Raw genomic sequence first — 25,333 nt, 5'->3', positions numbered from 1 at the left:
CGCGCCGTGCTGGGGAAGGCGGTCAGCGCGGGCGGCGCACGGTCTCGAGCCCGAGCAGCACGAGGGCGACCACGATCGGGCCGTAGACGAACCCGTCGGCGAGCGTCAGTGATTCGCCGAGGAGGAGGACCGCAACGAGGACCAGCAGCACCGGTTCCAGGTAGCTGAGCAGTCCGAAGACGCCGAAGGACAGCAGGCGACTCGCGACGAGGTACAGCACGAGGGCGACGCCACCGATCACCCCGAGGAGCACGATCCCCCAACCCAGCTGTGGGTGCGCCGCCAGGATGGCGAGTGAGGACGGTTGCAGCGCCAGCACGATTGCGACGGGGACGAGGACCGCCAGCTCGAAGCAGAACGCACCGATCGAGTCGAGCCCGGCTCGGCGCCGGATCGCGAAGTACACCGGGTAGCCGACGGCGACCGCGATGGTCGCCCAGGACAACCCACCGGCCACGACGATCGCGGCGGTGACGCCGATGGCGGCTGCGGCGACCGCAGCGATCCGGAGCCGTGCGAGTCGCTCGCGATGCAGGACGACGCCGACCACGACCATCGCCAGCGGCATCAGGAGGTAGCCGAGCGCGAGTTCGAGCCCGTGCCCCGTCTGCGGTGCCCAACCGAAGAGCCACAGCTGCAGTGACAACAGGAGCCCGTCGACCACGACCACGAGGACGAGGAGCGGACGACGCGCGAGACGGACCGCGATGTCGCGGACGTCCCGCCACCACCCGAACACGACGATGAGCGTCGCGAGCACCGGCACCGTCGCGATCACGCGCCAGGCGAAGATCTCGTTCGCTCCGAACGGCTCCAGTAGCGGTGGCAGGAAGAACAGCGCCGCGAACAAGAATGAGGCGACGACGGAGACGAGGACCCCGCGGGGCGTCGTCTCGCGATGCTCAGGGGGAAGGGCGGCCGTCACGGGTCCTCACCCTATCGTCGCGCGGGCAGCTCAGCTCGCGCCACACAGAGCATGAACACCTGCGCCTTCAGGCCGAACGCTGGAACGTACTTCATGCGTCCCCACCCCTCATCTGGTGCATGACATCGCCCACGCTCACCAGGTGTACGGGTCGAAGGTCCACGTGCCGTCGGTCGACAACACGACGGCACCGTCCACCCACACCTCGCAGTCCTCCGCGGTCACGATGCCGTATTCGCCCGAGGCCGAGGCGAACGCGGCGAGGAAGTCGGCACTGCCCCGGCGGGTGGTGGTCACGAGGAACCCCGCCGTCGCTGAGTACTCCGAGAACTCGAACTCGGGACCACGGGTCAACGCCCAGGTGACGCCCGACATCTCGTCGCCCTCCGAATTGTCGATCGCGATGGAGCAGCCCTCGGGTTCATAGGACGTCGATGCGATGCAGGCGTCCACGTACGCGTGGACCGCAGCGGTCGCCCCCTCCTGCCCGAGCGCCGTCAGTGTCGGGTACAGATACGCCGTCGGCCTGCCGTCCCATTCGGCCTCCACGCTGGGCACCTCGAAGTCGAAGAAGCCGGTGGTCGAGTCGGCCGCGATGTCGTACTTCCCCGGTCCGACGACGTAGACCGTCGTCTCATCCACTGTGCCCACGTGCTCGCCTCCGACGGAGAGGTCCAGCGCACCGAACCTGACCGTGGGCACCGTGATGGTCGGCAGGCTCGCCGGTTCGATGCGCCACGCGCTGAACCACAGGAAGCCGGACGGCTGTGAGCGCAGCGTGAACGCCGTGGTCTGTCGTTCACCGCCGCGCTCGAACGCGACGTCGACCGTGGCGACCCCGTTCTCGGTCCGGGTCGCGCCGACGCGATAAGCCGTCGGGCGGTCGGTCGCGAGCGCGTACCGCTCATCGGTCAGGAGGTCGGCGCTGTAGCCGAGTTGGGCGGCGGCGGCAGCGGTCCCGTCCATCGCGACCGCCCGTTCGAGGTGCCCGTCCTCCAGTGCGTCGAGATACGGCTGCAGCATCACCGACGGTGCCGTGGCAGCCGTCAGCGACACCGACGCGCCGGCCACCCAGGCCGCGGCGACGACGACCGTGGCGGCGATGACACCGCCGAACGCGACCGGACGCAGTCGGTGCGACGGCGAAACGACGGGGGCGACGCTGCCGCCTCGGGTGACTGGTTCAGCGGTGTCGGCCGCGCCGACGGTCGGGTCCTCGTGCACCGGGCATCCTTCGATTCCGGGTCGCAGGGAGGAGCTGCCGTCCCGGAACCCGCAGCGCCTCGCGCATCGGGACGGACGTGGCGGAGGACCGCACGCGTTCGAGGCAGCACCGCATCATCTCACCTCACAGCCGCGGAGCACCAGATGCCACCGCCGCCGCTCACCAGTCGTGGACGGTGCCGTCCGTCAGCCGGTTCACCGGCAGGTACGCCTTCGTGTACTCGAATGCGGCGGCCGCGTCCTCGTCGAGTTCGACGCCGAGGCCGGGCTGCTCGCCGGGGTGCAGGAAGCCGTCGTCGAAGGTGAAGGAGGTCTGGAACACCTCGAGGGTCTGCTCGTTGTGCGGCATGTACTCCTGGATCCCGAAGTTGTGGATCGCGAGGTCGAGGTGCAGCGCTGCGGCCATCCCGATGGGCGAGATGTCGGTGGGGCCGTGGATGCCGGAACGGATCCCGTAGATCGCCGCGAAGTCGAGCAGTTTCTTCATCGCCGTGATGCCACCGGTGTGCGTCACCGCCGAGCGGACGTAGTCGATGAGGCGCTCGGTGATGAGGGTCTGGTAGTCGTACACCGAGTTGAAGACCTCGCCGATGGCCAGCGGCGTGGTCGAGTGCTGGCGGACGAGTCGCAGGGCGGTCTGGTCCTCCCCCGGTGTGCAGTCCTCGAGCCAGAAGAGCTTGTACGGCTCGATGTCCTTCGCGAACCGGGCAGCCTCGATCGGCGACATGCGGTGGTGGCCGTCATGCAGGATCCGGAGGCCCGTCCCGAAGTCCTCGCGGATCCGTTCGAAGACGCCCGGCATGTGCGCGAGGTAGCCGGCGGTGTCCCAGGACTCCTCGGTCGGTGCCGTGGCTGCCGAGCCGTCCGCCGCGCGCTTCGCCGGCTCGTAGTCGTAGCGGACGCCGGGCCCCGAGGCGGACACCCCGTAGACCTGCCCGAGCCCCGGCACACCGGTCTGGACGCGCACCGCGGTGAACCCGAGCTCCTGGTACCCGGTGATCGCGTTGGCGAGCGCCTGGTAGTCCGTCCCCGAGGCGTGGGCGTACGCCCGGATCCCCGATCGACTCGCGCCGCCGAGTAGCTGGTACAACGGCACCCCGGCCTTCTTGGCCTTGATGTCCCAGAGCGCCATGTCCACCGCGGCGATGGCCGCCATCGTGACGGGGCCGCGCCGCCAGTACGGTCCGCGGTACAGGTACTGCCAGGTGTCCTCGATGCGGTCCTCGTCGCGACCGATCAGCATCGACGCGACGTGGTCGCCGAGGTACGAAGCGACGGCGAGTTCGCGCCCGTTGAGGGTCGCGTCGCCCCAGCCCACGACGCCATCGCTGGTGGTGATCTTCAGGGTGACGAAGTTCCGGCCGGGACTCGTCACGATGACGTCCGCGCGTTCGATGCTCATGAGGTTCCTTTCGAGGAGGTCGGGTGCCGGTCAGATGGCGTCGCGCGGGTCGGTGAGGTCCCGACCGGCGACCTCGGGCATCCAGATGGACGCGACCAGGGCGCAGAGGGTGAAGACGCCGAGCATGATGATGATCGGGATGAAGGAGCCGGTGGCGGCGGACACCCAGGCGGCGGCGATGACGGGGCCAGCGCCGGTCGCGACGATCGCGGCGATCTCCCGGGCCATCGCGGTGTAGGTGTAGCGGTTCCGCGCGCCGAAGAGCTCCGGCAGGGTCAGGTTCTCGAGCGACGCGAAGCTCATCACGGCCAGGTTGTGCAGGACGACGTAGCCGACGAACACCTGGACGGTGTCCTTGCTGTGGATCATGAGCATGGTCGGGACGATGACGATGAGCGCGATGATCGCCCACACCATGTACATGCGCTTCCGTCCGTACCGGTCACCGAGCCAGCCGGAGAGCGGCACGGTGATGAAGGCGACGAGCGAGGAGACGATGACGGCGTTGACCCCGATCGACCGGTCCAGCAGCAGGACGACGGTGATGTAGCTGATGAGGTACGTCTGGACGAGTCCCGAGTTGCCGGCCTGACCGAACCGCAGCAGGAGCGCGATGCTGAACGCCTTGATCGGCTTGCGGTTCATGGCCTCGAGGGTGCGGAGGTTGCCGGTCTCGGTCGCGAGGGCGATGGTCTCCTGCTTGGTGAGCGCCTTGCCGTCGACGACGTCGTCGCGCTCCTCGAAGACCGGGCTCTCCTTGAGGTTGAAGCGGACCCAGACCGCGAAGAGCATGATCACGACGCTGCCGATGAAGGGGATGCGCCAGGCCCAGGCGATGACCTCGTCCTCGCTGAACGCCAGGAGCAGACCGGCCCACAGCGCGGAGGCGAGCAGGGTGCCGCAGTTGGTCCCGAGCGCCACGAGCGACGCGATGATGCCGCGTCGCTTGGCCGGGGCGTACTCGGCGAGCATGACGCCGGCGCCCGAGATCTCAGCACCGGCTCCGAAGCCCTGCGCGATCCGCAGGAGGACCAGCAGGATCGGCGCGAGGAGGCCCACCTGCGAGTAGGTCGGCAGGAATCCGATGAGCGTCGTCGACAACCCCATGAGCAGGATCGTGTAGAAGAGGACCTTGGTCCGGCCGGTCTTGTCGCCGAGCCGGGCGAAGAAGAACGCGCCGACCGGACGGGCGACGTAGCCGACCCCGTACGTCGCCATCGCGGCGACGACGGCCATGGCCGGGTCCTCGTTGGAGAAGAAGAGGTCGGCGAACACGAGCGCGGCGGCCAGCGAGTAGAGCTGGTAGTCCATGAACTCGAGCGCGGTGCCGAGCCACCCGGAGATGGCGGCCCGGACGAGGTCGCGGACGGATCGGTTCGCGGTGGGGTCGCCGGTGGCGACGGACGACTTGGGTTCTGACATGAGGTACTCCTTCGGACCTACGGGATGCAGCGGAAGTGGGGGTGGGAGTGTGCGGTGGGTGGCTCAGAAGGCGAGGAGCACCTTCGCCGAGCGGGACGAGTCCCGAGCGACGGCGAAGGCTTCGACCGCCTCCTCGGCTGGGATGACCTGGGTCACGACGGCGTCGAGGAGATCGCCCTCGGCGAGGAACGCGATCGCGTCGTCGATCTCGGTGGAGAAGCGGAACGCGCCGCGGATGGTGAGCTCCTTGGCGAGCATGGGGGCGAGGTTGATCGGGCTGTCGGCGTCGGGGAGCATGCCGACCTGGACGATCGACCCGCCTCGTTTCGCGGCACGAACCGCCTGGGTCAGGGCGACCGGTGCGCCGGAGCATTCGAAGACGACGTCGTAGGACTCGTCGGCGACGGCGTCGCGGCCCACGAGGAGGAGCTCACCGGCTCCGACGGTCGCGGCGCGTTCCAGTGCCTGTTCGCGCATGTCGCTCGCCGCGATCCTCGCTGCACCGGCCCGGGCGGCTGCGGCGATCACGAGCAGACCGATGGGCCCTGCACCGATGACGAGGACCCGCGCACCGCGCACGTCGCCGGCCAGCCCGACCGCGTGCATGGCGACCGCGAGGGGTTCGGCGAGCGCCGCCCGCTCGAGCGGGAGCCCGTCGGGCAGGACGCGCACCATCGAGTGTTCGACGATCAGGTACTCCGAGGCCCCACCCTGTCGGTGCGGGTCCGCCGCGGCGCTCCCGAGGTAGTCGCCGCCGGGTCGCAGGTGTGGGCGGTCCTCGAGCCCCTGCAGGCTCGGGCCGTATCGCGCCGGGTGCACGGTGACCCGGGTGCCGGGGGCGAGCCGCCCGGAGGGGTCCACGTCGACGACGGCCGAGAGCTCATGGCCGGGGGTGAGCGGTTCGCGGATGACGTACTCGCCGTTCGCTCCGTTGAAGTAGTAGTGCAGGTCGGAGCCGCAGATACCGACGTACCGCACCCGGAGGCGGACCTCGCCGTCGCGTGGTTCCGGGGTGGGGGCATCCTCCCAGCGGATGTCCTCCGCGCCGTGGATCGCGAGCGTCTTCATCGGTTGGCTCCTGTCGTGGTCATGGGTGCCTGCGAGGCGGCGATGCTGTCGCGGATGGCGGCGTCGACGCCGTGTCGGCGGATGGTGTCGATCAGTTCGCCGACCCGCGAGATGAAGGTCGGCTGCTCGGCGAGGTCCTGCCCGAAGAGGTGCAGCTCGGCGATCACCCGCTGCGCGAGGTGCCGACCATCCGTCGACGTGCCTGCCAGCCGGGCGAGCTCCTCGCGGGCCGGATCGACCATGGCGCGCGCGTGCGGACCGGGATCGAACCCCGGCATCGGGGCGATGCAGGACAGGTAGGCCGCGACCGTGAGGGCGATGAGGTGTGGAACGGATCCGGCCTCGAGCAGACGGAGGGCGGGCTCCGGGATGCGCTGTCGCAGCTTCACCGACCCGTCGGTGCCCACCTGCGCCGTGCGGTGCCCGAGGGCGTGGTTCGCCCAGCGTTCGAAGAGCTGCCCCTCATACGTGCGGACGTCGACGCCGGAGGGGAACCGCACCGACGGTTCGTACTCGTCGCGGAGGATCGCCAGTGCGGCGGATTCGACGGCGGTGTCGGCGATCGACTCCGAGATCGTGGCCACCCCGCGGAGCGCACCGAGGTAGGCGATGAGCGAGTGCGTCCCGTTGAGGAGCCGCACCTTCATCTGCTCGTACGCCCCCACCTCGTCGGTGAACACGGCGCCTCCGGCCTCCCAGGCGGGACGCGCAGCGGCGAAGCGGTCCTCGATCGCCCACATCGTGAACGGTTCGGCGGAGACCGGTGCGTCGTCCCGGACGCCGAGACGAGCTGCGACGAGCTCGCGCAGTCGCGGGGTCGTCGCCGGGACGATGCGGTCGACCATGCTGGACGGGAAGGCGACCGCGCTGTCGAGGTAGGCGAGCGCTTCCGCGCCCTCGGTGCCGCGCAGTTCGGAGAGGAAGGCCCGGACGAGCGCCTCCGTGCGAGCGCCGTTCTCGCTCAGGTTGTCGCAGCTCAGGATCGTGATCGGCGTTCCACTACCCGAAGCCCGCCGCTGCAGACCGCGAGCGAGCTGGCCGATGGTCGTCTGCGGTGCGCCTCCGCGGAGGTCGGCTGCGATCAGCGGGTCGTTCAGGTCGAGGAGGCCGGTCGACGGCGAGGCGCTGTAGCCGTGCTCCGTCACGGTCAGCGTGACGACCCGGATGCGGTCGTCCGCGAGGGTGCCGACCACACGCTCCGGATCCTCCGCCGCGACGAACACGTCGGTGTGCACGGCAGGCACGGAGAACGAGGCCCCGGTGGGTGAGATCTCGGCGACCGTGTAGCGGAGATCCTGCGCCCACATCGCGTCGACGACCGCTCGGGACCGGGATGCGACACCGACGATGCCCCATTCATCGCCGCCCGCGCTGAGCGCAGCCGCCGTGTAGACGGCCTGGTGTGCTCGGTGGAAGTTGCCGAGACCGAGGTGCAGGATGCCGGCGGCGGACGGTGCCGGGTGCTCCGGACGCGGGCCCGAGCCGGCGCCCAGTCGCGGCGGCAGGGCCGTCATCGCCGAGCCTCGGGGCACCGCGTCGTCGGCTGGAGGAGATCCACGTCGATCATCATGAAAGCGATTCTGAATGGTTTGTACAAAGTTTGTCAAGTAGTTTCATGGCAGCACGATGCCGCATCATGAGTACACCCGACCCCGCGAAGGATCAACCGTGACCGCCACCCTCACCGATGTCGCCCGTCACGCGGGCGTCTCCATCGCCACCGCGTCGCGGGCGTTCGGCGAGCCGGATCGCCTTGCGAACGCGACGCTCGAGCGGGTCCTCACGGCGGCGGCGGACCTCGGGTACTCGAACCCGAACGGTTCGACGGCGGAGAAGACGTTCGGCGTCATCGTCCCCGACATCGCCAGCCCGGTCTACGCGACCCTCCTGAAGGGCGTCCACGCCCAGGCCTGGCAGGGACGCCACCGCCCGGTGTTGTTCGACACCGATGAGGACCTGCATCGGGAGCACGAGCAGCTCGAACTGGCGCGGAAGCTCAACGGGATGCTCCTCTGCTCGCCACGCCTGCCCGACGACGAGATCCGCGCGCTCGTGGGCGACACCCCGGTCGTGGTGGTCAACCGCATCATCGACGGCCTCCCCTACGTCGTGATGGACACCGAGAGCGGGCCACGGCAGGCGGTCGAACACCTTGCCGCACTGGGTCACCGACACATCGCCTATGCGGCCGGTCCGAAGCACTCCTGGGCGGACCTCCGCCGTGGCGACGCGGTCGCGGCCGCATGCGAGCAGCTCGACATCGAGTTCACCCGACTGGGCCACCAGGCGGCCTCGATCCAGGGCGGCCTCGCCGCAGCGGCCACGATCGTGGCGAGCGGTGCGACGGCGGTCATCGCCTACAACGACCTGGTCGCCCTCGGCATCGACGCCGGGATCACGTCGATGGGCAAGCGCTGCCCCGACGACCTCAGCATCATCGGCACCGACGACATCGAGATGGCGTCCATCCGCCAACCCGGTCTCACCACCGTGCGGCTCGCGATCAACCGGTGCGGGTCGTTGGCGGTCGAGGTGCTGCTCCAGGCCATGGCCGGAGGGTCACCCCGTTCGGTCGCCAGTCTCGACTCGCAGCTCATCGTGCGCGACTCGACCGCAGCCCCGCGTCGGGACTGACGCGGCGGACGGCAGCTCCGCCGATCAGCCGACGTCCCATCGGTGGAGCCGGGCGGCCGCGAGACCCGACACGAGCGCGCACGCCGCCATCAGGCTCCAGACCACTACGAGCGGCACGGGCTGAGGGCTTTGGGAGATGGTCGCCTCGAGCGCGCCGACGATCCAGGTCGTGGGCAGGACCCGGAAGAGACCGGCGACCCACTCCGGAAGGATCGCGAGCGGGAAGAGGGCCCCGGACGTGGCGAGAGCGAGCATCGGCAGCAGGTACGCGAGTTGCATGGCGATGTCCGGGTTCGACAACCGCGCCGCGAGGAGGTAGCCGAAGCCGAGCAGCATCGCGCCACCGAGCAGGATCGTGCCGGCGATCGCGACGAGGTCGGAGAGTGGACGGGTGGGCACCGTCCAGGCGGCCAGGGCGATGATCACCGCGGCCTCGACGACGACCAACCCCACGCGGATCGGCAGGTGTCCGAGCAGATACGCGTCGCGACGGGCCGGCGAGGTCGACAGCGCCCGCAGCAGGCCGATGCTGCGATGCCGGACCAGCGGCACCGTGGTGAGCATGAAGGCGATCGCCATCGTCCCCGTGCTCGAAACGAGCGGGAGGGCGCGCTGCAGCACACCGGCAGGCGTGTCGGACGCCGTCGCCACGAGGGCGTCCACCCCCCAGAGCAGTCCGATCAAGGCGAGGAAACTCGCCACGAGTGCGATGATCGAGCGCGGGTCCCGGACGAGGTCGCGCGCGTGGGCCGCGGCGAAGCTCCGGACCTGCGCTGGGAACGCAGGCGTCGTGCTCATGGGCTGTGGGCCCGGTCGCCCTCGGCTGCGGACGTCGGCCGATTCGCGAGATCGATGAAGAGATCCTCGAGCGACCCGTGAGCCACTCGGAACCCGCGGGGTCTGAGACCGGTGGAGAAGGTGAGTCGGCGCAGCACGGCGTCGGGGTCGTCGGTCACGATCCCGACCAGGCTGACGGCGCCCTTCGCCGTAACAGTGATCTCGCCGGGGATGTCGTGCGAACGCAACTCGTCCGCGGTGGTCCGGCCCGGGACCTCGAAGGTCACCGTGGCCGTCGCGGCGTGTTCCCGGACCAGGGTCTCCGGCTCCCCCGAGGCGGCGATCGAGCCGTCCACGAGGACGGCGATCCGGTCGCAGACCTGGGTGGCCTCGTCCATGTGATGCGTCGAGAGCAGCATCGTGGTCCCGCGTTCCTGCTGGCGCCGGATGATGCCCCAGAGGTTCCGTCGGGCCTGCGGGTCGAGTCCGGCCGACGGCTCGTCGAGGACGACGATCTCGGGATTGCCGATCAACGCGATGGCGATCAGCAGGCGACGCTCCTGGCCGCCTGAGAGGTGCTTCACGCGCACGCGCCGTGCCTCCCCCAGATCGAGCTCGTCCAAGACCTCCTCGGGACGCCGCACGTCGCGGTAGAACGACGCGAAGAGGTCGAGGGTCTCCGCGACCGTCAGCGTCGGGAACAGGGTCGCGGCCTGCGGCTGCACCGCCATCCGCTCGGTCACGTATCGGCGGTCGATCGACGGGTCTCGTCCGAGCACCCGGACGGTTCCGTCGGTGGGACGGCGGAGTCCGACGATGGTCTCGAGCGTGGTGGTCTTCCCGGCGCCGTTCGGTCCCAGCAGGCCGAACACCTCGCCCGCGTGGACCCGGAGGGAGACGTCGCGCAGGACGCTCCGGTCGCCGTAGCGCTTGCTGAGCCGGTCGACGGTGACGACCACTCGGTCCGATTCGTTCATCGTCGCCCTCCAGACGGCGGGGCATCGTGTTCACCCGGGAAGAAGATCTCCTCGATCGGGCGGGAGAGCAGTGCGGAGACCCGGAACGCCAACGGCAGGGACGGGTCGTAGCGCCCGGTCTCGAGCGCGTTCACCGTCTGCCTGGAGACGCCGAGTGCTTCAGCGAACTGGACCTGGGTCCACCCGCGTTCGGTGCGCAGGGCGCGGACGTCGTTCTTCATCGGGTGGCCCGGAAGGAGACGACGCCGATGGTCACACCCCAGACCGCCATCCCGCCGATGAACACCCACCATTCCGGTTGGGGGACGACGACACCGGCGGTCGACAGGAACACGACCGCGAGGCTGATCAGCATCGCCGCGCCGAACCCGATGGCGAGACTCAGCACGATCACTCCGCGCTGCAGTTCGTCGACGCGGCGCACGTGTCGGACGAGTGCGATCACGATCCACACCACCGGCACGAGCGGGACGAGTGCGACCGCGACGGCTGCGGGCGATCCCGGCTCGGTGGTGAACAGCTCCGGCAGGAAGAGGAACGTCACGAGGAACCCGACGGCACCGGCCGCGATCTCCCACATGTATCTACGGGACGCACGACGCTCCTGCGGTGTCGATCCCCGTGTCGTGTGCTCGTTCATGCAGCCACCTCTCGTTGCGTGTCGGACATCGTGGTCGCCCGCCCATCGCGCTCGGACTGATCCCACTCGAACCACCGCACGGCGAGCACGCCTGCTGCGACGGTGACGAGCGACATGAGCCCCCAGAGCGCGGGGACGGGGAGGAACGGTTCGGCCCCGGTCAGTGAGGCACTCGCGGCGGCGACGAACCAGGTGGTCGGCAGGCAGTTCATGGCGACCTGCACGGCGGCAGGAAGGATGGACTGCGGCAGGAGCCCACCCGACGCGAACACGAGCCCGATCGTCACCATCACCATCGTCTGTTGTGTCGCCTCGGCGTTCCGCGATCGCGCGGCGAACACCAGCGCCAGAGCGAACAGCATCGCCGCTCCGAGGAGGAACGAGACCCCCAGGGCCGGGAGGTCCACACCGTCGACGTACCTGCGCCAGACCGCGATCCCGGTCGTCAGCACCAGGATCCCCGCCGCCACCAGCGCGCGCAAGGGGAGCTGCGCGAGGAGGAAGGTCGACCGGCGGAGCGGCGTCACGCCGAGCAGCCGGAGCAGCCCGCGCTCCCGCATCGCCACGAGTGGGACGGTCGTGCCGATGAACGCCAGGCTCGCGACCCCGACCAGGACCACGATGCCGAGGTTCTCCTGGAGCGGGTCGATCTTCACGTCACCCTCGTCGTCCATCACCGTCACCCCGTGGGCCGGGACGCCTGCGTCGCGCAGCCCTCGCCAGATCGGGTCCCATGCAGCCTGGTCCGCAGCGTCGAGCACCACCAGGGCGCGCCCCTCGTGCACGGTCACCCGCGTGTTCCGATCGGGGTCGTCGGGGGCGACCACCTGCACACCGGCCCGCTCGAGCGCCGACGAGACTCCCGGTTCGTCCGTGTCCAGCGCTGCGACCGGAGCAGGGCCCAGGACGACGAACGCGAGCCACATGGAGACGTAGATCACGAGGATGATGCCGGTCATGAACCACATCGAGATCCCGGTGAGCGGGTTCCTGAGCACGTCGCGAGCGCTCATCGACGCCAGCCGCCGGAACGCGGTGCCGCCGCAGCGGGCCGACCTGTCGTTCGTCATCGTCGGCGCATCTGGACGATCGAGTCCGAAATGACAAGGAAACCTGACATACGTCAAGCATGCTTGTCATCCGGCGACGTGTCAAGCTTCCTTGGCAACGACAGGCACGGCAGGATGGGATCGTGCTGAACCGACTGGGTCTCCTCCGTATGACCGGCCGCGACCCCGGCGAGGGGCACCGGGTGGCGAGCCCGTTGGAGCTGCTCTTCGACCTCGTGTTCGTCGTCGCCGTCTCCCAGGCCTCGCAGAACCTCCACCACGGGATCGTCGAGGGTCACGCGGCGGAGACGACCGTCTCCTACGCGATGATCTTCTTCGCCATCTGGTGGGCGTGGATGAACTTCACCTGGTTCGCGTCCGCGTTCGACACCGATGACTGGCTCTACCGCGTGACCACCATCGTGCAGATGGGCGGGGTCCTCGTGCTCGCCGCCGGCGTGCACGACGCCATGGTCGACGGCGAGTGGGCGATCATCACCATCGGCTACGTCATCATGCGACTGGCGATGGTGGCGCAGTGGCTCCGACTCGCGTTGTCCGATCCGGAGCAACGCGCGGTGGCCCTCCGGTTCGCGATCGGGATCAGCCTCGTGCAGGTCCTCTGGGTCGCGCGACTGGCCCTTCCGGTGGAGGGGCAGTTCTGGACCTTCTGGCCCGCGATGCTGCTCGAGGTGCTCGTGCCCGTCTGGGCGGAACGGGTCCACCGCACGCCCTGGCACCCGCATCACGTCGCCGAGCGGTACGGCCTGTTCACGCTGATCCTGCTCGGCGAGAGCCTTCTCGGTTCGGCGAACGCCATCATCGACGCGGCGAACAGCGACGAGCGGATCGACGGGCTCGTCGGCTTGGCCGTGGCAGGCATCGTCCTCGCCGCCGGGATGTGGTGGATCTACTTCAGCCGGGAGCAAGGGGGTCGCCTGGCCTCGTCCCGCCAGGGGTTCGCCTTCGGGTACGCGCACTACTTCGTCTTCGCCGCCGCCGGTGCCGTCTCCGCGGGGATCGAGGTGGAACTCGACCTGCTGACGCACGCGGGCGAGCATCTCACAGCTGCCGACGCCTCGTTCTCACTCACAGTGCCGGTCGCCGTGTTCATGGTCGCGGTGTGGTTCGTACTCCTCCGCGGGCGGATCTCCACCGGTGCCTCCGCGCTATTCCTCGGGGCGGCGGCGGTCGTCCTCGCCTCGGCGGCACTCCCGATCGTGACCGTGCTCGGGACGGCCACGGCGGTCGGTGTCGCGGTCGTCGTCCTCGAGGTGCAGCGCGTCCGTGAACGACGGGAACCGGCTCGCTGAACGACCCCGGAAACGACGAACGCCCCCGGTTCCTCGGGGGCCTTCGTGTCACATTCACTGGTGGGAGGGTTCATGAAAGCCGCGATCCCAGACGGGAGCGGGGCTCGCAGAAGGGGGTTTTTGGTGCTTTCCACGCTAAGCCCCCCGATTTTACCGCGATGCCCCGGAAACCCCTGAGATTCCGCGGATCTGAACTTGCCTGCACGCGCCGCCGAGAGCCCGGGCTCGCCACTGCGACAGAGCAACCTTCACTGCTGCCGGCACCCATCGAGCTACTTGCTCCGCAGGAATTACCCGGGAATCCCTCATCGACCAGGCTCGCGCGCCTCGAGGTTTGTTCGATATCGCCGCGGCACGCACCCCGCACGGGAGCGAGTACACGCCCACGGACGGGGAGCGGCCGCCGACCGTTATTCCGCTGCTGACGGGTACGCGATCCTAGGCCCATGGGAGCAACGCGGCTTCTCGGTCATGACGCTCATACCCTGGGTCGTGTGTTCATGCTGCCATGAGGGTTGCCTTCACGCAGGAACGTGTTGCTGCGCGCACAGCGTCCGATAGAGCTCGCATCTGTCGAGGAGATCGTCGTGCGCACCGACGTCCACGATGCGTCCGTGCTCCATCACGATGATCTTGTCGAAGTCGCGTACCTCCGCCAGACGGTGGGAGGCCATAACGATGGTCTTCGCCTGCGCACGCTCCCGCAGCAGCGACGACAGTCCCTCGGCGGAGATGGCGTCAAGGCTCGATGTCGGTTCGTCAAGGAGCAGCATCTCTCGGTCAGAGAGCAACGCTCGGGCAACACCCAGCCGCTGCCGCTCACCCCCTGAGAGGTTGCTACCTGACACTGCGACAGGTCGGTCGAGGACGTCCCCGCCTATGCTGGCGAACAGGCCCACGTCCGCCAACGTCTGCAAGAGCGCACTGTCCGGAAGGCCGCGGTGCTCGATGTCGAGATTGTCTCGAAGGGTTCCTCCCACCGGCGGCGAGTTCTGCGGCACCCACGCCATACGAGCTCGGTAATCGCCGAGCGGACCGTCGTGAGCCGGCACTCCACGCATCCGTATGGTGCCACTGCTGGGTTCGTAGAACCTCTCGAGAAGAGCGAACACGGTGGACTTCCCAGACCCGGACGGGCCCACGAGAGCGACGTGCTCACCGTCACGGATCGTGACATCGAGCGGCCCGATGCGAGTCGCCGACCCGGCCGACGCTTGCGGATACTCGAAAGTGACGCTCTCGAGTTCGACGAGCACCTCACCCGCGCACCCCAAGTCGGCGTGAGTGCCATCCGACAGGAGATCGCTCTCTTGCGGCGCGGAGACAATTTCATCGACGCGGTCTATCGCCGCAAGTCCCGTCTGAATGCTCACGAACGTCGAACCGACCTGAGAGACCGGTCCGACCATCATCATGAGGTACATCATGAACGCGATGAGCCCTCCGAGTGACAGGCTGCCCTCAGCGACTCGGACGCCACCGAGAGCAAGTGTGACGATGAGGAGTGCTTGGGTGGCGAGGGTCATGACTGGTTGCATGTATGCACCCAACCGCGCCACCTTGATTGCGTTCGCCCTGACGTCACTGGCGTCGGCGGCGATGAGGGCAAGCTGCTGTCCGCCCACTCCGTAGGCTCGGATCAGCGGCAGCGCAGTCAGCGTGCGTTCGAAGCTGCCTGCGAGCGTCGCAGTCGCCGCCTGAGTTCTCCCGGACGCTGAGCGCACCAGTCGCCCCATGACGGTGGACAGCACCGTAGCAACAACGGTGATCACCAACGACAGAGCGAACAGAATCGGGTCGATGGTGGCCATGAGGACGGCCGCGACCGCGAAGGTGACGACCGCAGCGAGGAGTTTGAATACACCCGTCGTCAGAACGGATGATGAGGCGGCGGTGTCGGAGATCATTCGAGAGAGGAACTCACCCTGTGGCACCCGTTGCACGCGACTCATTGGCAACGACACGATGCGTGCCGACACGCGTGTCCGCAGTTCGAGGATGAGGTCGTGTGCGGTGCGAGCAAGAGCATACGACTCCACCCCGGCGAGTAGCGCCTGAGCGACAACCACCGTAGTCAGGATCAGCACCGCAGGAAGCGGCGCTGACCCGGAAGTCACGGCATCGAACAACTGTTGCAGCAGCAACGGTTGGGCAAGCCCCAGCCCCGCCCCCACGAGGGACAGCGCCACCAGTCCTCCGAGTCGCCAACGATGGCGTCGGATGAAGTCTCGGAGGGTGTTGCTTCGGATCATCGCTGGGTGTTCCTGGTCGCGACCACTGCGGCGATGAAAACTGTGGCGGTGAAAAGTAGACCCATACCCACAAACGTGAGAGCGATGTCGCCCCATGGAATGGCGCCGACAGCGGTGGCCATCTTCGTCGGGTCTTGCGCGAGATATCGCCATGCAATGAAGGCGAACGCGCCGGCAAGCAGCACACCACTGGACACGATGAGAACGAGGGCTTCTGAGAGCAGTGTGCCTATCGTCCGAGCGCGGGATATCCCGAGCAGGCTCAGGAGTCGGAACTCGCCCCGGCGATTCATGACGGACGCGGTGAGACCTTGGATCATGGCGACGATGGCGAGACCATAGATGGTGCCGAACAAGGCGATGTTTCCGGTGGCGGCGTTGCTCTGGCGAAGCTCGACACGCGTCTGGATGAACTCGTCTTTCGTCATCGTCGGCGCGAGGTCGTCGACCCGCGCGGTGATGTCGGAGACGGCGGCGGAGTCCGCACTCACGAACACACGGATGTCCCACACCTCCGGGTCCAGGGTCTGCAGCATCTGCCAGTCGACGAGGAGTCCGGTGTAGATCCGGGAGGTGATGACAGCGGCGACGGTGAGGGTGGCCGTGGTTCCGCTCGGTGCCTCGACCGTGACGGTGTCTCCGACCTTGTCGCTCTCCCGTGTGGAGACGACGGCCGCGCCACCGGCGCTGTCGAAGTCGCCTGTTGTCACGTCCGTCTCGAAGACGTCCTGGTAAGCGTCGAGGTCTACGAAGTTGAAAACGGTGAGGAAGGTGCCGTCCGCGCGCCCCTGTTCGATGAGCCGGGTAGTTGCTGCGGAACGTACCACCGCGTTCACGCCCTGCATATTCCCGATGTCGCCGGTGACGGTGTCGGCATCCTTGACGGATGACGGCTCGACGATGAGGTCAGCATCCAGCTTGGAGTGATAGTCATCCTGCATGGTCGCCTGATCAGGCCCTGCACCGATGGCGAACCCGCCCATGACGCCCATCAGGATGAGCAGCGGGAGGACGTTGGATGCGAACCGTTGCGAGTCTCGGGAGGCGCGCTGCGCGACGAGGACACCCGAGCCGCCGATCAGGGGCCTGAGGAGCCAGCCCAACGCTCGCGCGACCACCGGAACGAGGACTGGTGCAAGTGCGCCGAGGGGGAAGATGATCAGCAGCGGGACGATGATTGAGGCGACAGGGTTCTCGCTCCCGGTGTCCGGCATGAAAATGAGGAATGCGGCGAGCCCGACGACGGACGCGGCTGCGATGACGATACGAGTCGCGCTCATCTTCTCGCCCTGTGTGCCCGTCGCAGACGCCTCGAGAGCGGCGAGAACATCGTTGGTCTGCTTGGAGCGAAGGCTCAACCACGCGGCGACCATAGAGCAGAGGATCATCCCTCCCGCGACCAGGGCCAGAGTGAGGACCGGGAAACCGAAATCCACCCGCAGAGTCTTCCCGAACACGCCCACGGCCTGGAGCAGGAGATAGAAGGGGTGGGCGAGCAGCCCACCGATGAGGACACTCGGGATCACGACCAACGTGGCGAAGACGAACGCCTCACCGGTAACCATCACGCGAACGCGCAACACACTCGCTCCTGCGAGACGAAGCTGGCCGAGTTCTCTGCGCCGCAGCGCGAGCATGTTCCGGAAGCCCAAGTAGACCAGCACGAGTGCGATCACCACCGTGGTGAAGCACATGACCTGCAGGATGCCCTGCGATGCGCTGACAGCAGCCCGAACGACGCGGGCATCGAACTCCGACATCGAATCGATCCGGACCGCCTGCCCGCTTGCAAGGCCGGTGAACAACACCATCTCCGCAGTCGCGACGACCGTGGCGATACTGAGAAGGATGGCGACCCCGACATACGCCGCTCGATGGCGACGCACGAACCCCAGAGAGACGGGCAGCTGCTGAGCCACAGTCATCGCGCGGCGCTCTCCAGCCCCGTCATGCGAGAGCTGACGGCCTCCGCAGTCGGGGCGTCCATCGTGTCCACGAGTCGCCCGTCGACAAGGAACAGGACCCGGTCGGCGTATGCAGCGATCTGGGGATCATGAGTGACCATGACAACAGAAGTGCCGACGTCCCGGAACCGACGAAGCTGGTCCATCACCAGGAAACCGCTCTTGCGGTCCAGCGCTCCAGTCGGTTCATCGGCGAAGATCACGCGCCTGGTCTGAGCGAGGGCGCGTGCGATGGCCACGCGTTGCTGCTGCCCACCGGAAAGCTCTGCCGGGTACGACTTGACCTTCTCAGAGAGCCCAACGTTGGCCAGGGCATTCACGGCCTGCTCACGCGGTATCGCCGCTCCCCCAAAGAGGGAGGGCAGTGTGACGTTCTGCAACGCTGTCAGAGCATCGATGAGGTTGAAGCTCTGAAAAATGAAACCGAATTCGTCACGTCGGAGAAGATCGAGCTGACGTTGCTTCGCGGTGGTCAGTTCCGTGGCGTCGAAGGTGACGGCTCCCGCTGACGCGCGGATGAGACCGGCGAGGCAGTAGAGGAGGGTGGACTTCCCGGAGCCAGACGGGCCCATGATGGCGGTGAAGGAACCAGGCTCGAATGTGCAGCTGACACCGTCAAGCGCGAGCGTCTCCACCCGCCCGTTCGAGAACGTGTGCCCGAGTCCGGTTGCTGTGAGCATGTGCTGCCCTTTCGTAGAAGAAGCGTGGGACGCGCGTCGCCGCGCGCCCCACACGTCCGTGTATCAGTTCGGTCCGCAGGAGATGCTGATACCGCTGTTGTCGCCGTCACACCACATGCTGATGCCGGATCCGAAGACACCGACCTCAGGCCCGGACTCGTTCGACAGGCCCTGCAAAGAAAGCAATGCGCTCATTGTGTTCACCTCCTTCCACGTCATCGTCAAGTGGTCTGGGAAGAGTCACCGGGAACCAGTCGTCCGGGTTCTCTTCGAATAAAGCGAGGAGCGCGCCGACGTAGCCTGCAGCTCCCGTGGAGTAGTCCGCGGAGAGGTGGTATCCGTTGTCTCCGAGCATCACCAGCGCGTCAGGGTCGCTCCCACGGAAGAGGAAGTTCTCGGCGGTGAAGGACATCAACCGGACCCGTTCGCTGCCCCCATAAGAGAGCGGAGCGGACAGGAGCGCGCAGGCGATGCCAGCAGTCCCCCGAAACAGGCCGCCGTTCATGCTGATGATGCCGTCGACCGTCTGAGCGAGTCGTGCGATCTCGTCCCGGTAGTGGGTCGGCGCGCACTGTGCGAGAGTGAACGCGATCCCCGCGGCACCCTCCGACAGGTAGCCGTAGGAGACACGCGAGTAGTCCACACGAAGGGTCCCGTTGTCCGCTTCGGTGAGCTGCTGCAGCTCGCGCTGGAAGCAGAGGTGCATCAGGTGATCCCAGGAGGCGTCCCCGGTGACTTCCGCGAGCTGGCGGCAGACCATTCCGACACCCGACCACCCGTCGAACAACCCGATGGTGTTACCGGTTTCCGAGTGAGGGCTACGGAGGTCCCCTCCGCCTGTGACACGGGCGGCGAGCAACGAGGCGTATCGGTCGCGCATGTCGCGAGCGGAGTCTGTGTCCGCGAAGGCAGCATCGCACAGAGCGAGGATCGTGCCTGCCAAGCCACTCCGCACGGATAGGTCATGTCCGGGGTCGGCGCTTACCTCTCCAGCTGCGAGGATCACTTCGGCACTTGCAGTGTCGCCGAGCTGGGCGAGTGCGGCCGCGATGCCCACGGTTCCGCGGAGGAGACCGTGAAACGGAATGTCGTCCACTTCTCGAAGGCGCGCGCTCAACCACCTGTGGTCCTGCGTGACGTCGCGGCCGGCTCTTGCGAGCATGAGGATCACGCCTGCGGCTCCCGTCTCGATGTTCAGCAAGGCGCTGGCTCCGTCTGCGAACTGTGTCGCGTCCCCGGGGAATCGGCGGGGCCCGTCACGTCGGGTTCCTTCGATGCCCTTGCACACCTGCTCCAAGACTTGTCTACCTGGAGTCAGAGCAAGGCCTGTGGCGTGGCGGTACGGGTGCGACGTTGCCATCGCGTCCGGGGGCACAGCGTCGACCAAGGTGTTGACGACGTCCGCGACGTCTTCCGGGAATTGCTCCGCAACCTTCTGTGCCCGGTAGGTCAGCACGGACGGGTCGAACGCCCCGGCCAGCGACGGCCAGAACAAGTGCAGGACAACGGCAGCGAGCGCGTACCTGTCGCGGTCACGGTTCGAAGTCTGCGCGTGGGGTATGAAGCCCGGGGTGCCAATACTGCCGACCGCCGAGGCATCCATCTCACGGGCGGCTTCGAGGTCGATGAGTCGGACACGGTCGCCGTCGACCAGGATGTTCTTCGGCTGCAGGTCGAGAATGCTCCAGCCTGCATCATGAATCTGATCGACCGCGGTGATCACCTGCCGGGCGAGTGGCAGAGCTCGTGCAGCGTAGTCGGCGAGGACAGTCTCCTCCGTGCTGAACGGATAGTTGCTGGCTGCCCAGGACTGGAGCGTGAGCCCGGGAATGTACTCCTCGACGAGAAACTCATGGTCGCCGATAACCCGGTACTCGATGGCATTGACGACGGCGCCCACGCTGGCGAGCTGCTTCAGAGCCCGGTGTTCACTCCGCAGCCGCGAGGTCGCGTCGGCGGAGTCCGAGCTGTACGCCGACCATCGCCGCGCCTCCTTCAAGACCACCTGACTCGATCCGGCGTCAGCAAGGTACACACCGCCGGCATTGCTGAAATGCAAGCTGGAGCGCACGACGTACGGATGCAGAAGTTCTTCCAACACCCCCGGCGTCGGACTGAGTCGCTCCTCGACAAGTTCACGAATCAGGGCCGGGGGATCAACGAAGCTCGGCAGCGTGAAGACGGCGGCGCGACTGTCGTGGACTTTCTCTCCGTCTGGGCTCTGAATGGCGTAGCCCGCCGAACCGTCCGCATGCTCGAGGCGGTCCAGGAAGAAGGCGCCGTAACGGAAGTAGACGGGACTCTCGCCGAACTTCACATCCGACAGAATGTATGGGCCGTCGAATCCGCGAAGAGCCTCATCGAACAGTGGCAGGAGTTCGCAAAACTCTTCATCGGTGCGGGGGAAGACAGTGATGAACTTGCCTGCCGACCCACGGTTGGCGTACTTCATGCTGGTTCGGCGCAGTTCGGTCTCGTCAGAGAGGTACTTGAAGGGGACACCACGCTCGACGCAGATGTCGCCGACGATGCGGAGCGCGTCTCGCGCCTGCTCCGGGCGAGTGCTGACGTGTACCTTCCACCCCTGGCGCGGGAGAACGCCACCATCGTCCGGGTGAAGCGTCGCCCATGGGCCGAACTTCGAGAGCGACCAGGTGGGGGGCGCGGGGTGTGAGAAGTGGCGACCCGATGCAGCGGTGGTCGACTGTTCGTAGTACGCCTCGCCGGGCGTGCAGTGCTGCAACCGCAGCATGGAGTGATTGCGGTACATCAGGCCTCACGTGGCTGACTGGTCCGGGCGACCCGCACCGGCTTTGTCGCTGCGGCCCCGAGCGTTGACGATGCCTGACATCGGCTGTCTGTCATGGCATCTCCTTCCGCTGCGTTCCTGGCTGACTCCTCCTGGCGGGTGGCGCCTGACGTCCATCGAATCTCAGCCCTGGGCACCCGCACGATGGGTCCTGCCCTACTCTTCGAGGTAGGGCAGGCTATACCTTTCGGTGCCGCTGGCGATGCCCGGCGTGGGGGATCCCTAGGCTGGACCCATGACGACGGCGAGTCACGTGTGGAAGGCGATGAGGTTGCCCCCGTGGCGCTTCGTTCTCAGCCGCTGGCCGTGGCAGGCACTCATCTACCTGATGCTGAGTGTGCTCGTTGGAGCAGCTCTCGTCCCGCTTGTGATCTTCACATTCCTACTGTTGCCGTTCTGGGGTCTCGTCCTCGGATCCATGGAGCGCCGACGCACACGCCTTCTCGGGTTCCCCGTGCAGATGAGCGACCACGCCACGGTCGATGCCAGCGAGCGTCACCACTGGATCAACATCCGCCTCACAGAACGTGCGACGTGGCGCGAGGCACTGGCGCTCATCTGGGACCTTGTCTGCGCTCTCCTCGCACTCATCGTGCTGTTTTTCGAGACCATCACACTTCTGGCGCTCGGCATGGTCGCTGCCGCCGGTATCACCGGACCCACACCGACCCAGTTCTTCGGAGACGCCGAAGGGGTCATGACCCCCACAAACTGGTGGCCAGTCGCGCTCATCACCCTCGTCGTGCTGATCCTGTTCGGCTACATCAACGCGTGTCTCGCAACTGGTCAAGCATGTGTGTTGCGACTCCTGTGCGGGCCGAAAGCACGCGGCGTCGACGCGAACATCCAGCGTCTCATCAACTCGCGCCGTGCTCTCGCCGAGTCGTCAGACGCGGAGCGCCGTCGCATCGAACGGGACCTGCACGACGGCGTACAGCAAGAACTCATCGCACTCGGCGCACGACTGGGAATGATCGGCCTCGAAGTGGACGAGCTCGCCGCGAGAGGCACTGACACCACTCAGCTATTGCGAGCGGTCGACGAAGCCCAGGTTCAGGCGGAGCATGCGATGACGACCCTCCGTGACACGGTCCGCGGGATCCACCCTTCAGTACTCACCGATTACGGACTCCGCGCGGCCCTCGAGGAGCTCGCTGAGCGCAGCGACATTCGAGTGACCGTCGAAGGGAACCCCAGAGTTCACCTCCCCGCCGCACACGAGACCACCGTCTACTATCTGGTCGCAGAGGCCCTCACGAACATCGCCAAGCACGCATCCGCCTCCTCCGCCGTGGTCGCCACCGGCACCGATGGCAAGACGTTCATCGTCACCGTGACCGACAACGGAACAGGCGGTGCCGACAAACGGAACGGAACCGGACTACGAGGACTCACCGAACGTGCAGAGGCTCTCAACGGTCATCTGAAAGTCACAAGCCCCGCCGGCGGACCCACCGTCCTGCGAATGGACCTCCCCCTACCCGAAGAAGGGAACGCCTTGCATGCGAATACTGATCGCTGAGGACTCAGCGCTACTGCGTGAAGCACTCATCGCTCTGCTCGAGCGGCTGGGCCACACGGTGGTGGGCGCCGCCGAGACGGCACCCCAGCTGGAGGAAGCGTACGCGCGACTGGACAGTGCTCCCGACATCATCATCACCGACGTCCGCATGCCACCCGGGAACAAGGACGACGGCCTGCAGGCCGCCCTTCGCATCCGGGAGCAGCACCCGCACCAGCCGATCCTCGTCCTTTCGCAGTACCTCGCGGACATGAACGCCCGCCGTCTCCTCACACTGCCCGAAGGGGCCGTCGGGTATCTGCTCAAGGACCGCATCAACCGGGTGCGTGACTTCGCCGGCGCACTGCAGAACATCGCCAGCGGGGGGACGACTATCGACCCTCATGTGGTCCAGCACCTCCTCAGCAGCGCACACCCCGGCCCGTTGGATACGCTCACGCCACGGGAGATCGAAGTCCTCATTCTCATGGCGGACGGCCAATCAAACGCCGCCATCGCCGAGAAGCTCGTGCTCAGCGACCCCGCGGTCGGTAAGCACGTCGGACGCATCTTCCAGAAGCTCGGCCTGAGCCCCGTAGATGAGAACCGGCGTGTGAAAGCAGTGCTCACGTACCTGCAAGCATCACGTACCCCCTGATCTCCCCGACAGCACCGGAGAAAGAGGCACGATGTTCCTGGAAAGACTCACGCCGTCATCTTCAGCGATACTCGTGGGGAACCGCTGAGTGGAAGAAGGCCTACGGTCAGCGCAACCAGGTCGAGTCTGTGAACAAGGGCATCAAGCACAGGAAGAAGTTCTCCGCCACGAACCTGGCTAATGTTCGGCCGGCAACAGTCGGCGCGCTCGCACCTCCCGCGTAGTCCGAACGACTCGCTCGCAATCGAAAAGCAAGACCGAACAGCCCCTCAAGAGGCTATTCGTCGTGGACACAGAACGCGGCGAGCGCGGATCCGCGCTCACGAACCACGCTGAGGCCCGAAAATGGAGCGGCGGTTGCCTCGATTTTCACCGAGGCAACCGCCGAACTCGCATTTCATGAACTGATTCGCGTTTCTACGTGAACCCGCCCTGGTGCGCGAGGCGGGACTTGAACCCGCACGCCCTTTCGAGCACTGGCACCTGAAGCCAGCGCGTCTGCCAATTCCGCCACTCGCGCGAGACACCAGACGTCACCGCTCTCGCGGCAACTTATCGAGGATAGCACGCGGAACCCGCGCGGTAGAACACCGGAGATCCGCGCCAAGGCAGGAGGAAACGGGTCGGACGGCCCTGCGCCGATGCTGATCTCCTGCTGCCGAGCGGGTGAACACCTGGCGTCGGCGCCCGCGTCGATTGGCCTCGCGTGCAGGCAAACCGTCTAACATTGCCTGGACACCGACACGAATCGAGAGACCGTGGGCATTCTGGACAACTTCGAGAAGGGACTCGAGCGCGCCGTCAACGGCGCCTTCGCGAAGACCTTCAAGTCCGGACTCCAGCCGGTCGAGATTACGAGCGCGCTCCGACGCGAGCTCGACACCAAGGCCGCCGTCGTCTCCCGCGACCGCATCCTCGTGCCGAACAAGTTCACCGTCCGCATGTCGCCCACCGACTTCGAGCGCATGGACGCCATCGGCCCCTCCCTCATCGACGAGCTCGGTTCGCTCGTCCAGAAGCACGCCAAGAGCCAGGGGTACTCCTTTCCGGGTGCCGTGACCATCAAGCTCTCCGGCGACCGCTCCCTCCCCGACGGCCTCGTGCAGATCGACAGTGTCAACCTCAAGGGCTCCGTCACCTGGGCACCCGTGCTCGACATCGGCGGCAAGCGCTACCCGATCACGCAGGCCCGCACGGTCATCGGCCGCGGTACGGAGGCCGACATCACGATCCCCGACACCGGCACCTCACGGAAGCACGTCGAGATCCTCTGGGACGGCAACGCCGGTCAGGCGCGCGACCTCGGCTCGACGAACGGCTCGAAGCTCAACGGCCAGTCCTTCCGCCAGGCGGCCCTCTCCCCCGACTCCGTCATCGAGATCGGCCGCACCAGGATCGTGTTCCGGGTGGTCGCCAAGGCCGGCGGATCCGATCGCCAGATGAGCGATGCGACCCGACGTCACGATGTGTCGTCCTTCGGCGACTCGTGGGGGGACGGCGCGTGAGCGAACTGACCCTGCTGGTCCTCCGCATCGGCTTCCTGCTCCTGCTCTGGACGTTCGTCTTCGGCATCGTCTACGCCCTCCGCACCGACCTCTTCGGACCACGTGTCCGGAAGCCGCAGCAGCAGTCGTCGAACGGAGCCCCGGCCACACCGCCGCAGCCGATGCGCGCCGCGACCGCCCCGGCCCCCAGTCGGCCCGCCACCGGCGGATCGAGCGGCACGCCTCCGCGCGCCACGGTCGACAACACCTCGCGCCTCGTCATCGTGTCCGGGCCCAAGCAGGGCACCGAGCTCCCCCTCGGCCGCGAGCCGATCACCATCGGCCGCTCAGCGGACTCCGGCCTCATCATCCGCGACGACTACACGTCCACGCATCACGCGCGCCTCATGCTCTGGAACGACGAGTGGATGGTCCAGGACCTCGACTCCACCAACGGCACCTTCCTCGCCGGCAAGCGCGTGAGCGTCCCGACGCAGATCCCACTCGACACCCCCGTCAAGGTCGGCCAGACCAGTTTCGAGTTGCGGCGGTAA

At 67.1% G+C, this 25,333-nt stretch carries 21 protein-coding genes and 1 tRNA gene; 6 read left to right on the top strand and 16 right to left on the bottom strand.

The window, feature by feature from the left end; all coding sequences use genetic code 11:
- Window positions 1-22: 22 nt before the first annotated feature.
- The 6 genes from rarD to ACLIME_RS14170 form a co-directional block, all read right to left on the bottom strand.
- Window positions 23-925 (bottom strand): EamA family transporter RarD, encoded by a 903-nt coding sequence (rarD, locus tag ACLIME_RS14195; protein ID WP_411557302.1) that lies wholly within the window; start codon window positions 923-925, stop codon window positions 23-25.
- A gap of 135 nt (window positions 926-1,060) precedes the next feature.
- Window positions 1,061-2,149 (bottom strand): hypothetical protein, encoded by a 1,089-nt coding sequence (locus tag ACLIME_RS14190; protein ID WP_411557301.1) that lies wholly within the window; start codon window positions 2,147-2,149, stop codon window positions 1,061-1,063.
- A gap of 160 nt (window positions 2,150-2,309) precedes the next feature.
- Window positions 2,310-3,551 carry a D-mannonate dehydratase ManD gene (gene manD / locus ACLIME_RS14185; protein WP_079704346.1) on the bottom strand — a complete coding sequence of 414 codons (1,242 nt, stop codon included), beginning with the start codon at window positions 3,549-3,551 and terminating at the stop codon, window positions 2,310-2,312.
- Between the two features lie 30 nt (window positions 3,552-3,581).
- Window positions 3,582-4,973: an MFS transporter gene (locus tag ACLIME_RS14180; RefSeq protein WP_411557300.1), complete on the bottom strand. Its 1,392-nt coding sequence runs from the start codon at window positions 4,971-4,973 to the stop codon at window positions 3,582-3,584.
- A gap of 63 nt (window positions 4,974-5,036) precedes the next feature.
- On the bottom strand, window positions 5,037-6,041 hold the full coding sequence (locus ACLIME_RS14175; protein ID WP_411557299.1) for an L-idonate 5-dehydrogenase: 1,005 nt from the start codon (window positions 6,039-6,041) through the stop codon (window positions 5,037-5,039).
- Complete coding sequence (locus tag ACLIME_RS14170; protein WP_411557298.1) at window positions 6,038-7,555, bottom strand: mannitol dehydrogenase family protein; 1,518 nt, start codon at window positions 7,553-7,555, stop codon at window positions 6,038-6,040. Before ACLIME_RS14170 ends, ACLIME_RS14175 begins: the two co-directional genes overlap by 4 nt.
- 154 nt (window positions 7,556-7,709) lie before the next feature.
- On the opposite strand from ACLIME_RS14170, the gene ACLIME_RS14165 reads away from it, so the two are divergent.
- Window positions 7,710-8,675, top strand: a complete 966-nt coding sequence (locus ACLIME_RS14165; protein ID WP_124767854.1) for a LacI family DNA-binding transcriptional regulator — start codon at window positions 7,710-7,712, stop codon at window positions 8,673-8,675.
- A gap of 24 nt (window positions 8,676-8,699) precedes the next feature.
- On the opposite strand, the gene ACLIME_RS14160 is transcribed toward ACLIME_RS14165, so the two are convergent.
- The 5 genes from ACLIME_RS14160 to ACLIME_RS14140 are packed head-to-tail and all read right to left on the bottom strand — an operon-like array spanning window position 8,700 to window position 12,139.
- Entirely contained in the window at window positions 8,700-9,473 is a 774-nt protein-coding gene (locus tag ACLIME_RS14160; protein ID WP_411557297.1) for an ABC transporter permease, read from the bottom strand.
- Window positions 9,470-10,429, bottom strand: a complete 960-nt coding sequence (locus tag ACLIME_RS14155; protein ID WP_411557296.1) for an ABC transporter ATP-binding protein — start codon at window positions 10,427-10,429, stop codon at window positions 9,470-9,472. The genes ACLIME_RS14160 and ACLIME_RS14155 overlap by 4 nt, the downstream gene beginning before the upstream one ends.
- Entirely contained in the window at window positions 10,426-10,650 is a 225-nt protein-coding gene (locus ACLIME_RS14150) for a helix-turn-helix transcriptional regulator (protein ID WP_079704339.1), read from the bottom strand. The genes ACLIME_RS14155 and ACLIME_RS14150 overlap by 4 nt, the downstream gene beginning before the upstream one ends.
- Window positions 10,647-11,009, bottom strand: a complete 363-nt coding sequence (locus ACLIME_RS14145) for a hypothetical protein (RefSeq protein ID WP_411557295.1) — start codon at window positions 11,007-11,009, stop codon at window positions 10,647-10,649. The genes ACLIME_RS14150 and ACLIME_RS14145 overlap by 4 nt, the downstream gene beginning before the upstream one ends.
- Before the next feature lie 56 nt (window positions 11,010-11,065).
- Window positions 11,066-12,139, bottom strand: a complete 1,074-nt coding sequence (locus tag ACLIME_RS14140; RefSeq protein WP_124767850.1) for an ABC transporter permease — start codon at window positions 12,137-12,139, stop codon at window positions 11,066-11,068.
- A gap of 122 nt (window positions 12,140-12,261) precedes the next feature.
- Between ACLIME_RS14140 and ACLIME_RS14135 the strand changes: the two genes are divergently transcribed.
- Window positions 12,262-13,431, top strand: coding sequence for a low temperature requirement protein A (locus tag ACLIME_RS14135; RefSeq protein ID WP_411557294.1), 1,170 nt, complete (start codon window positions 12,262-12,264; stop codon window positions 13,429-13,431).
- Window positions 13,432-13,952: 521 nt separating this feature from the next.
- On the opposite strand, the gene ACLIME_RS14130 is transcribed toward ACLIME_RS14135, so the two are convergent.
- From ACLIME_RS14130 to lanKC, 4 genes are all read right to left on the bottom strand, one after another.
- Window positions 13,953-15,620, bottom strand: a complete 1,668-nt coding sequence (locus ACLIME_RS14130) for an ABC transporter ATP-binding protein (RefSeq protein ID WP_411557293.1) — start codon at window positions 15,618-15,620, stop codon at window positions 13,953-13,955.
- Window positions 15,621-15,679: 59 nt separating this feature from the next.
- The gene (locus tag ACLIME_RS14125; protein ID WP_411557292.1) at window positions 15,680-17,608 is read right to left on the bottom strand and encodes an FtsX-like permease family protein; all 1,929 of its coding nucleotides are present in this window, start codon (window positions 17,606-17,608) and stop codon (window positions 15,680-15,682) included.
- A complete protein-coding gene (locus ACLIME_RS14120) occupies window positions 17,605-18,327 on the bottom strand; it encodes an ABC transporter ATP-binding protein (protein WP_124767847.1) in 723 nt (240 codons plus the stop codon). Before ACLIME_RS14120 ends, ACLIME_RS14125 begins: the two co-directional genes overlap by 4 nt.
- A gap of 145 nt (window positions 18,328-18,472) precedes the next feature.
- The gene (gene lanKC, locus ACLIME_RS14115; protein ID WP_202937898.1) at window positions 18,473-21,079 is read right to left on the bottom strand and encodes a class III lanthionine synthetase LanKC; all 2,607 of its coding nucleotides are present in this window, start codon (window positions 21,077-21,079) and stop codon (window positions 18,473-18,475) included.
- Window positions 21,080-21,371: 292 nt separating this feature from the next.
- Between lanKC and ACLIME_RS14110 the strand changes: the two genes are divergently transcribed.
- Window positions 21,372-22,658 carry a histidine kinase gene (locus tag ACLIME_RS14110; RefSeq protein WP_411557291.1) on the top strand — a complete coding sequence of 429 codons (1,287 nt, stop codon included), beginning with the start codon at window positions 21,372-21,374 and terminating at the stop codon, window positions 22,656-22,658.
- Window positions 22,639-23,295: a response regulator transcription factor gene (locus tag ACLIME_RS14105; RefSeq protein WP_411557290.1), complete on the top strand. Its 657-nt coding sequence runs from the start codon at window positions 22,639-22,641 to the stop codon at window positions 23,293-23,295. The genes ACLIME_RS14110 and ACLIME_RS14105 overlap by 20 nt, the downstream gene beginning before the upstream one ends.
- Before the next feature lie 433 nt (window positions 23,296-23,728).
- On the opposite strand, the gene ACLIME_RS14100 is transcribed toward ACLIME_RS14105, so the two are convergent.
- A tRNA-Leu gene (locus ACLIME_RS14100) sits at window positions 23,729-23,815 on the bottom strand.
- A gap of 238 nt (window positions 23,816-24,053) precedes the next feature.
- Between ACLIME_RS14100 and ACLIME_RS14095 the strand changes: the two genes are divergently transcribed.
- Window positions 24,054-24,800 carry an FhaA domain-containing protein gene (locus ACLIME_RS14095; RefSeq protein ID WP_124767843.1) on the top strand — a complete coding sequence of 249 codons (747 nt, stop codon included), beginning with the start codon at window positions 24,054-24,056 and terminating at the stop codon, window positions 24,798-24,800.
- Window positions 24,797-25,333 carry an FHA domain-containing protein gene (locus ACLIME_RS14090; RefSeq protein ID WP_079706131.1) on the top strand — a complete coding sequence of 179 codons (537 nt, stop codon included), beginning with the start codon at window positions 24,797-24,799 and terminating at the stop codon, window positions 25,331-25,333. Before ACLIME_RS14095 ends, ACLIME_RS14090 begins: the two co-directional genes overlap by 4 nt.

The sequence above is a fragment of the Plantibacter sp. MPB07 genome, from assembly GCF_046619465.1.
In the GTDB taxonomy this organism is placed as follows: Bacteria; Actinomycetota; Actinomycetes; order Actinomycetales; family Microbacteriaceae; genus Plantibacter; species Plantibacter auratus.
This window is presented reverse-complemented; position numbering and strand designations above follow the sequence as displayed.